At 46.4% G+C, this 14,751-nt stretch carries 12 protein-coding genes; 9 read left to right on the top strand and 3 right to left on the bottom strand.

Annotation, left to right across the window (positions count from 1 at the left end):
* The first annotated feature begins 9 nt into the window (after positions 1–9).
* The 3 genes from secD (at position 10) to H6F52_RS08195 (ending at position 2,944) form a co-directional block, all read left to right on the top strand.
* On the top strand, positions 10–1,428 hold the full coding sequence (gene secD, locus H6F52_RS08205) for a protein translocase subunit SecD (RefSeq protein ID WP_190414509.1): 1,419 nt from the start codon (positions 10–12) through the stop codon (positions 1,426–1,428).
* Positions 1,425–2,402 carry a protein translocase subunit SecF gene (gene secF / locus H6F52_RS08200; protein WP_190414508.1) on the top strand — a complete coding sequence of 326 codons (978 nt, stop codon included), beginning with the start codon at positions 1,425–1,427 and terminating at the stop codon, positions 2,400–2,402. Before secD ends, secF begins: the two co-directional genes overlap by 4 nt.
* Before the next feature lie 125 nt (positions 2,403–2,527).
* On the top strand, positions 2,528–2,944 hold the full coding sequence (locus H6F52_RS08195; protein ID WP_190533779.1) for a hypothetical protein: 417 nt from the start codon (positions 2,528–2,530) through the stop codon (positions 2,942–2,944).
* Positions 2,945–2,973: 29 nt separating this feature from the next.
* Here the strand turns inward: H6F52_RS08195 and H6F52_RS08190 are convergent, their stop codons facing one another.
* Entirely contained in the window at positions 2,974–4,848 is a 1,875-nt protein-coding gene (locus tag H6F52_RS08190) for a PAS domain S-box protein (protein ID WP_190533583.1), read from the bottom strand.
* A gap of 396 nt (positions 4,849–5,244) precedes the next feature.
* Between H6F52_RS08190 and H6F52_RS08185 the strand changes: the two genes are divergently transcribed.
* The 4 genes from H6F52_RS08185 to H6F52_RS08170 all read left to right on the top strand — a co-directional run bounded on the left by H6F52_RS08185 (position 5,245) and on the right by H6F52_RS08170 (position 8,640).
* On the top strand, positions 5,245–6,030 hold the full coding sequence (locus H6F52_RS08185) for a prolipoprotein diacylglyceryl transferase family protein (RefSeq protein ID WP_190533580.1): 786 nt from the start codon (positions 5,245–5,247) through the stop codon (positions 6,028–6,030).
* Positions 6,031–6,483: 453 nt separating this feature from the next.
* Positions 6,484–7,908, top strand: a complete 1,425-nt coding sequence (locus tag H6F52_RS08180) for a radical SAM protein (protein ID WP_190533577.1) — start codon at positions 6,484–6,486, stop codon at positions 7,906–7,908.
* Between the two features lie 54 nt (positions 7,909–7,962).
* Positions 7,963–8,280, top strand: coding sequence for a hypothetical protein (locus H6F52_RS08175; protein ID WP_190533574.1), 318 nt, complete (start codon positions 7,963–7,965; stop codon positions 8,278–8,280).
* 63 nt (positions 8,281–8,343) lie between these two features.
* On the top strand, positions 8,344–8,640 hold the full coding sequence (locus H6F52_RS08170; protein WP_190533571.1) for a hypothetical protein: 297 nt from the start codon (positions 8,344–8,346) through the stop codon (positions 8,638–8,640).
* Positions 8,641–8,667: 27 nt separating this feature from the next.
* Here the strand turns inward: H6F52_RS08170 and H6F52_RS08165 are convergent, their stop codons facing one another.
* Entirely contained in the window at positions 8,668–8,994 is a 327-nt protein-coding gene (locus tag H6F52_RS08165) for a hypothetical protein (RefSeq protein ID WP_190533569.1), read from the bottom strand.
* A 182-nt stretch (positions 8,995–9,176) separates the two neighbouring features.
* Positions 9,177–10,187 carry a phosphoribulokinase gene (locus H6F52_RS08160; RefSeq protein WP_190414500.1) on the bottom strand — a complete coding sequence of 337 codons (1,011 nt, stop codon included), beginning with the start codon at positions 10,185–10,187 and terminating at the stop codon, positions 9,177–9,179.
* Positions 10,188–10,750: 563 nt separating this feature from the next.
* On the opposite strand from H6F52_RS08160, the gene petH reads away from it, so the two are divergent.
* Positions 10,751–12,037: a ferredoxin--NADP reductase gene (gene petH, locus H6F52_RS08155; protein ID WP_190414499.1), complete on the top strand. Its 1,287-nt coding sequence runs from the start codon at positions 10,751–10,753 to the stop codon at positions 12,035–12,037.
* Positions 12,038–12,589: 552 nt separating this feature from the next.
* Positions 12,590–14,476 carry an ATP-dependent zinc metalloprotease FtsH2 gene (gene ftsH2, locus H6F52_RS08150; RefSeq protein WP_190533566.1) on the top strand — a complete coding sequence of 629 codons (1,887 nt, stop codon included), beginning with the start codon at positions 12,590–12,592 and terminating at the stop codon, positions 14,474–14,476.
* The last annotated feature ends 275 nt before the right edge of the window (positions 14,477–14,751 follow it).

Raw genomic sequence — 14,751 nt, 5'->3', positions numbered from 1 at the left:
GGTCGTGGTATGCAGAGACAGCGTTCTTTATTAGCCTTAATTCTGGTTCTGGTGATTGCTTCTATCACCGTGCTTGCCAGGATTCCAATTCGGCTGGGATTAGACCTTCAAGGGGGATCGCAACTGACGCTTCAGGTGAAACCCACTGAAGGCAAAGAAATCACGCGAGAAGATTTAGAAGCAGTTCAGAAAGTCGTAGAGAACCGGATTAACGGTCTTGGGGTCTCTGAAGCAATCGTGCAAACGGTCGGACAAGACCAGGTTTTGGTGCAGCTACCGGGGGTCAGCGATCCGGAGCAAGCAGAACGGGTGCTGGGTGGCACTGCTCAATTGGATTTCCGCGAACAAAAACCGGGTTCGGAAACCCAGTTGCAAATTGAACAACAGCTGCGACGGGAATTAAAAGCGAAGCAGGATGAGTTGAGAAAGACGAAAGATGAAGCGGAGATCGCGAAAAATCAGGAAGCTCTCCAGCGGAGTAACCAAGCGATCGCAGCTTTGTTTGAGCGCACCAACCCCCCACTTACAGGCAAAAACCTCACAGGAGCCACCGCTCGACCTTTTCAGACGAGCGACAACTGGAGTGTCAACATTTCCTTTGATCCTGAAGGAGGCGGACGCTTTGCCCAGTTGACCAAAAATATTGCTGGGACGGGACGCACTTTAGGAATCTTCTTAGATGAAGAACTGCTCAGCGCTGCTACCGTTGAAGTGAAGTATGCCCAAGAAGGCATCAGCGGCGGCGGTGCCGAGATTACAGGCAACTTTAGCTTAGAAGAAGCCAACGAGCTAGTCGTCCAGCTGCGGGGCGGTGCCCTACCCTACCCAGTGGAAATCATTGAAAACCGTACCGTGGGGGCAACCCTGGGGCGAGATAGTGTCCAAAGCAGTATCAACGCTTCTATCGGCGGTCTGATTCTAGTGTTGATCTTCATCGGTGTCTATTACCGCTTACCGGGGGCAATTGCTGGGATAGCCCTATTCATATATTCGCTATTGTGCTTATCTGCCTTTGTTTTACTCGGCGTTACCTTGACTCTCCCTGGGATTGCTGGTTTTATTCTCAGTATCGGGATGGCAGTAGATGCCAATGTACTGATTTTTGAGCGGACGCGAGAAGAATTAAGAGCCGGGAAGAGTTTATATCGCTCGGTAGAATCTGGTTTTTATCGGGCATTTTCCAGCATTTTGGACGGTAACGTAACGACGTTAATTGCTTGTGGTTTTATGTTTTGGCTGGGTTCGGGTTTGGTCAAAGGGTTTGCTCTGACGCTAGCAATTGGAGTTTTAGTGAGTATGTTTACAGCGATTACTTGTAGTCGCACCCTGCTCATGACAGCCATCAGCTTTCCAGAATTACGCAAGCCACAATGGTTTTGTCCAAATCTACCAGCATCAAGGAAGTCTGAGCCAGGGGTAGGATCATGAAACTAAATCTAATCAAACGGCGATCGCTCTGGTGGACGATTTCTGCCGTCCTTATCCTGGTTGGGCTGATTGCAATGGCAATCAACTGGACGCAGATTGGTGCGCCGTTACGTCCCAGTTTAGATTTTGTCGGCGGTACGCGGTTACAGTTTGAACTCGACTGTTCTAAACCAAATAACTGCGATAAACCGATTGATATCGGGGCAGTTCGGGAAGTTATCGCAGCTCAGGGTTTGGGTGACAGTAGCATCCAAGCTTTAACTCAAAACGCTTTAGGGCAAACTCAGCCGGGTTTGTCCATCCGCACCAAAGCGTTGGATGTTAACCAACGTACCAAACTGCAAAATGCCTTAAACCAACTCAGAGCCTTCGATCCCCAAAAGACTCAGATAGACACGGTTGGCCCTACCCTTGGACGCCAGTTGTTTGCCTCTGGTCTACTGGCTATCTTGCTCTCCTTCGTGGGTATTTTTGTTTACCTGACCTTTCGCTTCCAGTTCGATTACTCCTTGTTCGCCTTTGTTGCCTTGCTCCACGATGTTTTGATCACCCTGGGGTTTTTCGCCATCTTGAGCTTGGTGTTCGGTACTGAGGTAGATAGCTTATTTGTCGTCGCTATCTTGACTATCATCGGTTTCTCGGTCAACGATACGGTGGTGATCTACGACCGGGTTCGGGAAGTCATTAAACTGAATCCTGGAGAGCATATTAACCAGATTGTCGAAGACGCGGTTAATCAAACCCTGACTCGTTCGATTAACACCACCTTTACAGTGTTGCTGACTTTGTTTTCCATCTTTTTCTTTGGTGGAGAAACGCTGAAAAACTTTGCCTTAGCTCTGATTGTTGGGTTTGCCGCCGGTGCTTATTCCAGTATCTTCATTTCGAGCACCCTTTTAGCTTGGTGGAGAGAACGGACGGGTCAAGCGATCGCTATTGCGGCAACGGAACCCAAAGCTTCTGATGAAATCTGAAGGGCATAAGGCAAGAAGCAATGAATCAGGCAAGAGACGATCGCTGGGAGCAAGGGCGCAGAGGAGCTGGAGAGCCGGAGAGCGGGGAAGTACAGGATAATCTAGATTCAACTTCTCCTCTACCCCTGTGCCCTTCTGAACCTCTGACCCGCAACCCCCTCAGCCATGCCGATGATCCAAGCTTCCAACAGCAAGTGCAAAGGTTACACCGGCTGACTGTCTACGGCAGGTGGTTGGTCGCCGGGTTGCTTTGGATTACCATTGGTCCCTTGAGTCTCTGGGGCTTGCGCTACCCAATTTTTCTATTGCGGGAATACTTTACCTGGGCGGCAGTGCGATATGGACTTTATTACAATCCACTGCCAGCTCTGGGACTTGCTTTGTGCATTGGCATGACAGCTTCTGTATTGGTGTGGCAAAGCCGGAATATTTTACTAGGAATATCCAGTCGGGAACAACATCGCTTAGAGCAACAGGTATATCGGATTCGCCAGCAAGGACAAAGTCACCCGCTTTGGAAGTGGGTTTGTCAAGTCAATTAAAACTTTAATTTCTAACTTTTAATTGTTTCTCAGGCGCACCGAGACAGAGCTGGTTCCGAACGAGTCTGCCGAATCGGAATTTCAATTAAAAACTCTGCCCCCTTTCCCGGTTCGGAAACACAAGTCAATTGACCGCCGTGCTTTTCGACGACAATCTGATAGCTAATGGACAAGCCGAGTCCCGTACCTGTGCCTATCGGTTTCGTGGTAAAGAAGGGGTCAAATAACTTACGACGGACTTCCTCGTTCATCCCAGGGCCATTATCAGCAATCCGGATGGCGATGCGATCGCTGTCTTTGACCTCGGTACAAATCCGAATACAAGACTGAGGAGCCGGGGAGCCAGAAAGCCAGGGAGATACCATCTCCTGTGCCCCTTTGCTTCTGGGTCCCTCTGCCTCCTCCAGGGCATCAATCGCATTATTGAGGATATTCATTAATACCTGGTTGAACTGACCGGCATAGCACTCCACCAATGGTAGGTCGCCATATTCTTTAACGACCTCGATCGCCGGATGGGTAGCGGTAGCTTTTAAGCGGTCTTGCAGCAATCTCAGAGTGTTGTCAATGCCTTCGTGAATGTTGACCGACTTCTTTTCTGCTTGGTCATGGCGCGAGAAGTTCCGCAGAGAGGCGACAATTTGCCGAATGCGGTCAGCCCCTAACTTCATTGAGGACAGCAGTTTCGGCATATCTGCGATCACGAAATCGAGATCGATTTCATCTATCAGATCCTGGATTTCCTCAGGGGGTTCGGGGGAGTGTTTTCCATAAAGTTGCAACAACTCGATCAAGCTTTGAATATAGTGAATGGCGTAGTCGAGATTCCCGTAGATGAAACTGACAGGATTGTTGATTTCGTGGGCAATACCAGCAACCAATTGTCCCAGACTGGACATTTTTGCACTTTGAATCAGCTGGGTTTGAGTTTGTTTTAATTCGCTTAAGGCTTGTTTTAGCTTTGCTGCTTTTTCTCGCAATTGCGCTTCTGATTGTCGCAAAGCTTTCTCCGCTTGCTGACGCTCTTTAACTTCCCTCTTTAGCAGCTCATTGGCGGCTTTTAATTCAGCGGTGCGTTCCTCGACTCGTCTTTCTAAGTCGTTATTTGCTTGTTCCAGCGCTGCTTGCGATCGCTTGCGTTCGGTGATATCCCTCGTTATTGTGGCAAAGCCGCGCAGCCGTCCATCTTCACTTCGTAAAGCTGTCACGACAACATTTGCCCAAAACTGCGACCCGTCTTGGTGTAAGCGTAAAGTTTCCCATTCACACCGACCGTCTAATGCTGCCTTTTGTAGAACTTGCTCAGGTTTGCCGCTCCTGCTCTCGCTGGAAGGAAAAAAGCAGGAGAAATGCCGACCAATAATTTCCTCTGCCTGATACCCGTTCAGCCTCTCCGCCCCTTTGTTCCAACTAATAACTTTCCCACTGGTATCGAGCATATAAATTGCATAGTCTTTGACATTTTTGATTAACAAGCGGAAACGCTCTTCGCTTTGCCGTAGTTCCTCTTCTGCCTGTTTGCGCTCGGTAATGTCACGGGCAGCGGCGTAAATTAATTGTTCTTCCGCGCACAGGGCGGCATTCCACAGCAGCCATTTGTAGGTTCCGTCTTTGCAGCGAAAGCGGTTTTCAAAAGTGACCGTCTCCCCGGTGCTGGATAGTTCCTGCAATTGAACCAGCGTAGATTCCCGGTCTTTGGGATGAATAAATGCAATCCACGGCTTGGCTAGAAATTCCTCAGATGTGAACAGGAGCGTTTTTTCGCACATCGGGTTCAGTCGCTTGAAATAGCCGTCGAAACCAGCGATGAAAAACATATCCAGTGAGAGCGTGAAGAAACGATTATTCTCTGCTTCCACTTTGCTGCTCTCGGTAATTGGGGATTCTGCCGCTGGGATTGCCATTTTTCACTTTACCTACCTAGTTCGCTCAAATCATCTCCTTGATGCTTTCCCTGATGTTGACGGAGACTCTAGTCCTGATTAATTCTCAAATCTGGCGATGCATGTTTACACATCATATAGTTTTTTATTTATTACTTGACAGTTATTAACAATTTTCATGCGGAAGATTTAGATTTTGCATGTAAAATGCCTTGCCATATATTGCTGGCAAGAAATTTTTAATCCTTTAGCAGAGGATAGCAATCTTCTGTGAAGAGTTCCAGGAAATATAGCTTCTACAAGCTTGGGTGGGTATGATATCGTCTAGGCAACCTCTGTCTAGCTCCAGGCAACAGGGCTTGTCGGGTATATTTTCAAGCCACGAGGAGGCACTATCCTCAAGCGGAGATACAAATAATGAGTTTCCCGGTTTATTTGTGGCTGGGTTCGGTGCGGATTCACCCTCATATTTTGTTTGAGTCGTTGGCGTATGCGATCGCTTTCCGTTTATTAATCAAAAATGCTCGCAAAGACGCGATCGCACCCACGCAGCGCAGTTCGGTAATTGTCGGTGGCTTGGTAGGGGCGCTAGTCGGTGCGAAAGCGCTGGTTTTACTACAGCACATCGATTTAATTGGGAATAATTGGCAACTATTCTTTTTGGTTCTCCTTCAAGGAAAAACGGTCGTAGGGGCGTTACTCGGTGGATTGATTGGTGTAGAAATTACCAAGAAAATGATTGGTGTCAATCGATCTACCGGCGATGTTTTTGTTTATCCCTTGATTGTGGGAACGGCGGTGGGACGGATTGGCTGCTTTTTGACGGGATTAAGCGATCGCACTTACGGCATTCCCACTCAATTACCTTGGGGAGTAGATTTTGGTGATGGCATTCCCCGGCATCCGACTCAATTATATGAAGTTATTTTTTTACTAATTTTAATGATATTTTTACAAATTCGCAGCCGCTACTATCGGCAAGAAGGCGAATTATTTAAGTTTTACATGATTTCTTATTTGAGTTTTCGCTTTTTAATAGATTTTCTAAAACCCGATTCTCACCCTATTTTGGGACTGAGTGCTATTCAACTTGCTTGTTTATTGGGAATTTTATATTATCGGAGCAGTATTCTAAAATTGTTCGTTTTTCAATCATCCAATGCAATTTACTATCAAGGGAAAGCAAGAAAAAGTAATCATTGATATTCAAGGAATAACAATCTCGATACAGACAATTATTGGGATAAAAATTGGATTAATTCAGAAACTTGGATAATTTTACCTGGCTATCACGCTAATTTTTCGGGTGATATACGGACTGAGGAAATAAGTAGTTTCTTGAAATAACTTAAAGAGATATCTCAAACGCTATCTGGCGTTGCCGAACTAAATACAATGGAAGGATTGATAAACCTAAAATCAGAAATTAATAATTTAGGACACATCCAATGGACTTGAAAAACAACTTATCTAATTGGTAATGCCAACACTTTAACCTTTAATTTCTCCAACGATCGATCTCTTCTCTTAAACCTTATAACTGAGTTGCAAATGATAACGAAGCATTTTCCTATAATTGGAAACCTGTGAATCTATACACCTAATATCAATAAAAAAAGCCGATCAACCGATTGTAATCATTTTAACAAAAAATATATGCCTACCCGAAACTACCTTTTCTATGCTTTAACTAACAGCGTTTGCTCTAAATGTCTGGTTAAAGTTGAGGCAAAAATTATTTTTCGAGATGATTGCGTTTACCTGGTAAAGCACTGTCCTACCCACGGACATCAAGAAGTCTTAATTGCTGATGATATCGATTATTACAAACTCTCCCAGGAATTTATCAAACCAGGGGATATGCCGCTTAAATTTAATACTCCCATAAAATATGGCTGCCCCTATGACTGCGGACTTTGCCCCGATCACGAACAACATAGCTGTTTAACTTTAGTAGAAGTAACAGATCGCTGCAATCTTTCCTGCCCAATTTGTTACGCAGATTCGGGCACAGAAGAAGTTTCTCAACATTCTAGTCAATCCCGGCGTCATCGCACCTTAGAGCAAATTGAAAGAATGATTGATGCGGTGGTGGCGAATGAAGGAGAACCCCAGGTTGTGCAAATTAGTGGGGGCGAACCAACGATTCATCCAGAGTTTTTTAAAATTCTGGATATTACTAAAAGTAAGCCAATTCGCCATTTAATGATCAATACCAATGGTATTAAAATTGCCAAAGACCGAAATTTTTGCGATCGCTTAAGTCAATATATGCCCGGAATTGAAGTCTATCTCCAATTTGATAGCTTTGAGGCGGCAGCATTAAAGGAGTTACGGGGGGCAGATTTGCGAGAGATTCGGGAACAAGCGATCGCGCATCTCAACGAGTTTAACATTTCGACAACTTTGGTCGTTACCCTGAAAAAAGGGCTAAACGACGGCGAAGTTGGCAAAATCATTGAATACGCCTTGCAACAGCGATGCGTGCGGGGTGTTACCTTTCAACCGATTCAGGCAGCAGGGCGTCTGGAGGGATTTGAGCATGAGCGCGATCGCTACACTCTCACAGAAGTTCGTCGCTCTATCTTACAGCAGAGTCCCTATTTTAAACCAGAAGATATTCTCCCAGTTCCTTGCCATCCCGATTGTTTAGCAATGGCTTACGCGCTAAAAGTTAAGGGCAAAGTGATACCCTTAACTGGGCTTTTGGAGCCAAATAATTTTGTAAAAATCATGCCAAATTCTGTTCTTTATGAACAGGATGATGAGCTAAAGCGAAATATTTTTAATTTGTTTTCCACTAGCCATTCACCCGCATCTTCTGCAACATCTTTAAAACAGTTACTTTGTTGCTTGCCACTACTACCTGTTCCTGAAGGAATTACCTACGAAAATATATTCCGGGTGATGATTGTACAGTTTCTCGACCCCTTTAACTTCGATGTCCGTTCTGTGAAGCGTTCCTGTATCCACATTGTGCATCCCGATGGGAGGATTATTCCATTTGATACGTTTAATATGTTTTACCGCGAGGGAAGTGCTGGATATCACTTGGTTAATAATCGTCCCCTCTTGGTTTAATCTATCTAAAACCATTATTAACAACAAATATTAATTTGATTCAGCAGGAGTTTTATGGAACATCAAAATGAATTTCTTGGGGTACTTTCCGGAATGCTGTTGTTATTAGGTATGCATCTTATCGCCGGTCTAGCAGTATTTTTAGTAAGTTTTCCTATTGCTGCTTTGCTAGGAGGAGGATACGCTATTTTAATCGTTTGGGCGTTTTCTGCTATTTCTATATTCTTATGGCAGCTTTTATATGTGATTCCGCTTATTTTTTGGCTAAGACGGCGACAGCGACGGGCAATGGTGAAAGGGGTGATTATTTGTGCAGTTCTTACCGCTTTATTAAATGGGGGCTGTTATTTACTGTACTTTAGTTCTTTGTAAAACGCTATATCTTAGAACCCAACGATCTAGGAGCAAAAAGCTTATCTTTATAGGAACAAGATTATGAGGTCGATAAATGAAATTTCCGGAATAATTGGCGGTATATTCCTACTATTAGGAATAAATATTTTAGTTTTTGTTATTGTGGTATTTTTATCTGTTTTTACTACGGCTACTCCAATTTTGGGAATACCAATTCTTTGTATTGGTTTATTTCAATTTCTCTATGTAATTCCAATTAGTTTTTCTCTAAGACGGCAACAAAGATGGGGATTGATGAAAGGAGTGATTATTGGTGCAGTTCTCACTGCTTTACTCAACGGTGGTTGCTGGCTCTTAATCCTTTCGGTAAGCCGGTAAACATTATAATTCCCCAACCCAGCAGCACTATATTGAGTGGCTGCTATTCGCACCTTTCTCCCTCTTCTTTTCGATTTTGAAAGAAATAGGACGAGGCGATTGAGGCGTGAGGTTCGATGGAGATTGGCTAGAAACAGAACGCATGGCTAGCGGCGTCTGGTCTTTAATCGACGCTGGTTCGTCTTCGTGGCTTCGCAAAAAAGGAAAGCTAGATAGTTTGTCGTAGTTAGATGCGATCGCTAAAAACGCACCTCCCAGAATATACACCGGCAACGGCAGCGTGAACTGTTTCAACCACTGATAGATTTCTGCAAAGCCAAACAGCAGCAAAAAACTGGCAACCCACACTCTCATATTTCTACTCAACCCAATCCCAAAATTTATATCTCTATTAAAACCTAGATACCTAAAATAAAATGCGAGAGCCTTTTGTCAGTCTCTCGCGTCAGCAATTCACTTAGATAGCCCTTGCTAGAAGGCTTTGAACGCAGTCGTAGGGACTCACGAGCGTGCATCCCTACCCTTGGGGGTCTAGTTTATACTTTCGTCGCTGCCAACGGTTGGCTCTTTCCAGACGTTAACCGCTCGTAGGTTGCCCGCATCTTCAGACCGACCAGCACTTGGAACAAGCCAGTTCCGTTATTAGAGCCTGGATATTCCCGATGCTTGAGCAACAGTTCGGTCAGTTCCCCGTGGTACTTAGCCGCAGTCTTGCTGAGGTGGCTTTCAATGTAGATGACTTCCTCTAGCTTGTCGAACTGACCATCTACTTCCAGAACGGACACCTCATGACCATAGTAAGAGTCTGGGCCATAGTACATCTTGATGCCAGGGTAGCCGCAGGTTAGCTTACGACCGCAGGGTCTCCAATCAATCGTAGACCCTTCATCAAATAGATAAGCTGGCTCAAAGCCTTCCACGCCATCGCGCTGAAGCAAGCGCACCCGCAGGATTTGACCTACCTTCTCTTCCTTGACTAATTGCGTCGGCAACACCTGGATCACAACGTCAGCGTGTTCCTTCTGCGGCTCGATGTAGGCAGTAAAATCTGGGCGGCGAGCGTTGATGGCAGCGAGTACGTCTTCGTATCGGTGCCCGCGCTCAGCCATATCCCGCTGAATCTTCCAGGCAATCTTAACGTCATCGCTGATGTCGAGATAAACGCTGAAGTCGAGGAGCGATCGCACCCGCTCATCATACAAAGGATGAAGCCCCTCAATCACAATAATATGGTTAGGATCGACTCGCTCTGGAGGATCGATCTCGCCGGTTTCGTGGTTGTAAATTGGCTTTTCAATGGACTGACCGTTCTTGAGCGCTTTGATCTGCTCGGCCATCAGATCGAAGTTATTCGCCTTGGGGTTCAGCGCCGTAATTCCAGTTTCTTTGCGCTGTTTCCGATCCAGGCTATGGTAATCGTCCAGGCAAATCACCGTGACGAAATCTTCCCCAAACAAATCTGTTAATCGGCGCAAAAATGTAGATTTACCGCATCCGGAGTCTCCAGCAACACCAATTAGAACCACGCGATCCAGCTGACTGGTCATAGCTTCCCTCTAACGCAAAAAATTTTTTCTCATTGAGTTTTAAGCAATCTAAATCCTCAGCCCGGAGGGCACCCCGTTGGTTACTCTTGCAGCTCTTGCGACACAGCAAGAAGGCATAACCAGTAGGAGCTTACAGCACCCTAGAGTAAGGCCCGTTGGGGAAGACTCAAGCTTCGTCCAGTAAGTATTTAATACTAGATGTTACACAGTATCTTACCAGAACGGGATAGACGCTACAAGCTAACCCCAGTGGAATCATCTCGCTCAGTATTTATGCTACGGCGTGCCGTGCATTTTTAGAAAGGAAAAATTAAATTGACTCAATGGAGACATTATTTAAATAAATTGCTGGCTACCCTAAAAAAAGCTAGCGAAGGGTTTCCCAATCGCCATCCGGCGAGGAAGAATATCCCTAATATTAGCGACGTTAACTATCCAGAAACTATCCAGATTCAGTCATTGCCCTCTTTTACCTGCCCTCGGTCAGCAGAGCGATATGTGGTGGAAAGACCGCTTTGTAGCAGAATGTTAACAGAAGGTGGGTTCGGAGATATTTAAGAGCAATGTACAATTCCACAGCAGCCAACGGTACTGCCAATTCAGAATCTGGTAGCCGCGTCTTTGTTTATGAAGTGGTGGGCCTGCGTCAGAACGAAGCAACTGACAACGTAAACTACCCGATTCGTCGTAGTGGCAGCGTGTTTATCACAGTGCCCTACAATCGCATGAATCAAGAAATGCAACGGATCGCTCGTTTGGGCGGCAAAATTGTCAGCATCCACCCTCTGGGTGCTGACAACGGAGCAAATGGCTCTAAGGGTAGCTCCCCCAGCTCCCCTGCTGCCGCAAGCGTTGAGTCAAGTGCAACGAATGCTCCTGCCACTTCGCAAACCGTCGCACAGGACACTCAAGCACCAAAAGAGAGTAAGCCTATGACTCAAGCGAAGGAAAAAACGGAAAAAGATATTCCCGTTAATATCTACCGCCCGAATAATCCCTTTATTGGTAAGTGTCTGAGTAATGAAGAGTTAGTTGGTGAGGCTGGGATCGGCACCGTTCGTCACCTGATCTTTGACATCTCCCAAGGGGATCTCCGTTATTTAGAAGGTCAAAGTATTGGCATCATCCCGCCGGGAAATGACAACAAGGGCAAACCCCACAAACTAAGACTGTACTCGATTGCCTCGACTCGTCATGGCGACAAGGTTGATGACAAGACTGTATCGCTGTGTGTCCGGCAACTAGAGTATAAGCATCCAGAAACGGGCGAAATGGTCTATGGTGTTTGCTCTACCCATCTGTGCAATCTCCAGGTTGGGGACGATGTGAAAATTACCGGACCAACTGGTAAAGAAATGTTGTTACCAGAAGATCCGAATGTCAACGTGATCATGTTGGCAACCGGAACGGGTATTGCGCCATTCCGCGCTTACCTGTGGCGGATGTTCAAGGAAAATGAAAGAGCAGTTAACACCGACTACGAATACAAGGGTTTAGCTTGGCTCATTTTCGGGATTCCCACCAGCCCCAACATCCTGTACAAGGAAGAACTTGAAGAACTGCAACAGCAGTACCCTGAAAACTTCCGCCTCACCTATGCCATCAGCCGGGAACAGAAAAACCCCGAAGGCGGCAGAATGTACATTCAGGATCGGGTGGCTGAACACGCTGATGAACTCTGGAAAATGATTCAGCAAGAGAATACCCACACCTATATCTGCGGTTTGAAGGGTATGGAAGGGGGCATTGATGAAGCCCTCTCCGCCGCTGCTGCCAAGGATGGGGTGACTTGGAGCGAATACCAAAGAACGATCAAGAAGGCTGGTCGTTGGCACGTAGAAACCTACTAGGTTACTACTGGCTGGAAGTCCTGCCTAGTCGTCTCTCCTTGACTCTCATAAAAACCCAGTTTCTTAAAGAAACTGGGTTTCTCAGTTTGATGGCGCTCGCTTCAAGCCAACTGGCGCGTCTGTCTTACCAGAATTGAAACTGGGAAGCAGGCGCGTCAATCCTTTGGAGGAAGGTTATTTTCCTGATTCATTGCAAGATATTCAGGCGTGGGCGTAGATTCGCACAGATGAATATCTGCAATGATTATTTCTCTTGACAAAAGTCCTCAAAGGATATAAGCAAAGCAGTCAGTTGATCCAATGATGAGAATTAAGTTAAATTTAATTAAGTTCACGTTTAAGGTGCCAATGTTCGCCCTATAGGGACAAGCCTAAATGTCCTGGTGGTAGCAAATCCAGCTTTTGGCTGGGATTTCCTGCCTAAAGTCTTGCTCAATTAGGTAAAAAAAGGAATGTTTCAGTTCCTTCAATCAGCTCTCATCCCTTGTTTGTGATAACGCTTTATCTGCGCTGAATCTGCTTCTATTAGCCGTATCTAGAGACAACCGATTTATGAAATTTTCCTGGAGAATATTAGTACTTTGGACATTACCTGCCTTAGTCATAGGGTTTTTCCTCTGGCAAGGGGCATTTGCTGCTGCTCCCACCGATATGGGCAAAAACACTGCTAGTACCCGCATGACCTATGGGCGCTTTCTGGAATACCTAGATGCCCAAAGAGTTACCAGTGTTGACCTCTACGATGGGGGTCGGACAGCAATTGTCGAAGCCGTCGATCCGGATCTGGATAACCGCATCCAACGGCTGCGGGTAGATTTGCCAACCACTGCCCCAGAATTGATTGCTAAGCTCAGAAACGCAAATATCAGCTTTGATACCCATCCCGCTCGCAATGATGGAGCGATCTGGGGATTTTTGGGGAATTTAATTTTTCCGATTTTGTTGATTGCTGGGCTGTTCTTCCTATTCCGTCGCTCTAGCAACATTCCTGGCGGTCCTGGGCAAGCCATGAACTTCGGGAAATCAAAAGCTAGATTTCAGATGGAAGCCAAAACCGGCGTCAAATTTGACGACGTCGCCGGAATCGAAGAAGCCAAAGAAGAACTTGAAGAAGTCGTCACCTTCCTCAAACTCCCAGAGAAATTCACCGCCGTAGGTGCGAAAATTCCCAAAGGCGTCCTGTTAATTGGTCCTCCCGGAACTGGGAAAACATTACTCGCTAAAGCGATCGCAGGAGAAGCCGGGGTTCCCTTCTTCAGCATCTCCGGTTCGGAATTTGTGGAGATGTTCGTCGGCGTCGGTGCATCCCGCGTCCGGGACTTATTCAAAAAAGCCAAAGAAAACGCTCCCTGCTTAATCTTCATTGATGAAATCGATGCCGTCGGACGGCAAAGAGGGGCAGGCATCGGCGGTGGGAACGACGAACGGGAACAAACCCTCAACCAGCTCTTGACAGAAATGGACGGGTTTGAAGGCAATACCGGAATTATTATCATTGCCGCGACCAACCGTCCCGATGTTCTGGATTCGGCGCTGTTGCGTCCGGGACGTTTTGACCGACAAGTGATGGTGGATGCACCGGATCTGAAGGGACGCCTTGCGGTTCTGGAAGTCCACGGACGGAACAAAAAAATTGCTCCCGAAGTTTCCTTAGAAGCGATCGCCCGACGCACTCCAGGCTTCACAGGTGCTGACTTAGCGAACCTGCTCAACGAAGCTGCTATCTTGACCGCTCGCCGTCGCAAAGAGGCCATCACGATGATGGAAATCAACGACGCCGTTGACCGGGTGGTAGCGGGGATGGAAGGCACGCCGCTGGTGGATAGCAAGAGCAAGCGACTGATTGCCTACCACGAAGTAGGACACGCAATCGTCGGTACCCTAGTGACCGACCACGACCCAGTCCAAAAAGTCACCCTCGTGCCACGGGGTCAAGCGCGTGGCTTAACCTGGTTCACTCCCAATGAAGATCAAGGCTTAATCTCCAGATCCCAGCTATTGGCACGCATTACGGGCGCTTTGGGCGGACGTGCGGCGGAGGAAGTCATCTTTGGTGATTCCGAGATTACTACAGGTGCTGGCGGAGACTTGCAACAGGTGACAGGTTTGGCACGGCAGATGGTTACGCGGTTTGGAATGTCTACCCTCGGCCCACTGTCCCTAGAAAGCCAGAGTGGTGAAGTGTTCTTGGGACGCGATTGGACGAGCCGTAGCGAGTATTCTGAGGAAATTGCTTCCCAGATTGATGTGCAAGTGCGGTCAATTGTTGCTAAATGCTACAAAGATGCCTGCAAGATCATGAGCGAAAATCGGGAAGTCATCGATCGACTCGTAGACTTGTTGATTGAGAAGGAAACCATTGACGGTGAAGAGTTTCGCCAAATTGTTGCTGAGTACACAGATGTACCAGAAAAAGAGCAATTTGTGCCGACTTTGTAAATAGTTTTGAGTTTTGAATTAATTCAAAACTATTCAGGATATGGGGATGAGGTGACTCATCCCCGTTTTTTGTTTGTGCTGGCAGGAAGGTGAATGCGATCGCTACATCTTCTCATTAAAAATCTTGCGACTTGGTAGCACCCGCTTGCTTGAGTAATTCAATAGACCTCTTGCAAAAGTCGTCGCTGGGGTAATATGAGGTCTGAAATTATGCGCTCGCTCACCTGTCTTCTACGCTCACCCCGGGTAATTCATAAGTAAAACTAATGAAATAC

The sequence above is a fragment of the Coleofasciculus sp. FACHB-542 genome (assembly GCF_014695825.1).
Taxonomy (GTDB): domain Bacteria; phylum Cyanobacteriota; class Cyanobacteriia; order Cyanobacteriales; family FACHB-T130; genus FACHB-T130.
This window is presented reverse-complemented; position numbering and strand designations above follow the sequence as displayed.

What these genes read in the sequence shown, in the direction of transcription:
- secD (WP_190414509.1), top strand. Translation starts at nt 10, where the DNA reads ATGCAGAGACAGCGTTCTTTATTAGCCTTAATTCTGGTTCTGGTGATT.
- secF (WP_190414508.1), top strand. Translation starts at nt 1,425, where the DNA reads ATGAAACTAAATCTAATCAAACGGCGATCGCTCTGGTGGACGATTTCT.
- H6F52_RS08190 (WP_190533583.1), bottom strand. Translation starts at nt 4,848, where the DNA reads ATGGCAATCCCAGCGGCAGAATCCCCAATTACCGAGAGCAGCAAAGTG.
- H6F52_RS08185 (WP_190533580.1), top strand. Translation starts at nt 5,245, where the DNA reads ATGAGTTTCCCGGTTTATTTGTGGCTGGGTTCGGTGCGGATTCACCCT.
- H6F52_RS08180 (WP_190533577.1), top strand. Translation starts at nt 6,484, where the DNA reads ATGCCTACCCGAAACTACCTTTTCTATGCTTTAACTAACAGCGTTTGC.
- H6F52_RS08175 (WP_190533574.1), top strand. Translation starts at nt 7,963, where the DNA reads ATGGAACATCAAAATGAATTTCTTGGGGTACTTTCCGGAATGCTGTTG.
- H6F52_RS08170 (WP_190533571.1), top strand. Translation starts at nt 8,344, where the DNA reads ATGAGGTCGATAAATGAAATTTCCGGAATAATTGGCGGTATATTCCTA.
- H6F52_RS08165 (WP_190533569.1), bottom strand. Translation starts at nt 8,994, where the DNA reads ATGAGAGTGTGGGTTGCCAGTTTTTTGCTGCTGTTTGGCTTTGCAGAA.
- H6F52_RS08160 (WP_190414500.1), bottom strand. Translation starts at nt 10,187, where the DNA reads ATGACCAGTCAGCTGGATCGCGTGGTTCTAATTGGTGTTGCTGGAGAC.
- petH (WP_190414499.1), top strand. Translation starts at nt 10,751, where the DNA reads ATGTACAATTCCACAGCAGCCAACGGTACTGCCAATTCAGAATCTGGT.
- ftsH2 (WP_190533566.1), top strand. Translation starts at nt 12,590, where the DNA reads ATGAAATTTTCCTGGAGAATATTAGTACTTTGGACATTACCTGCCTTA.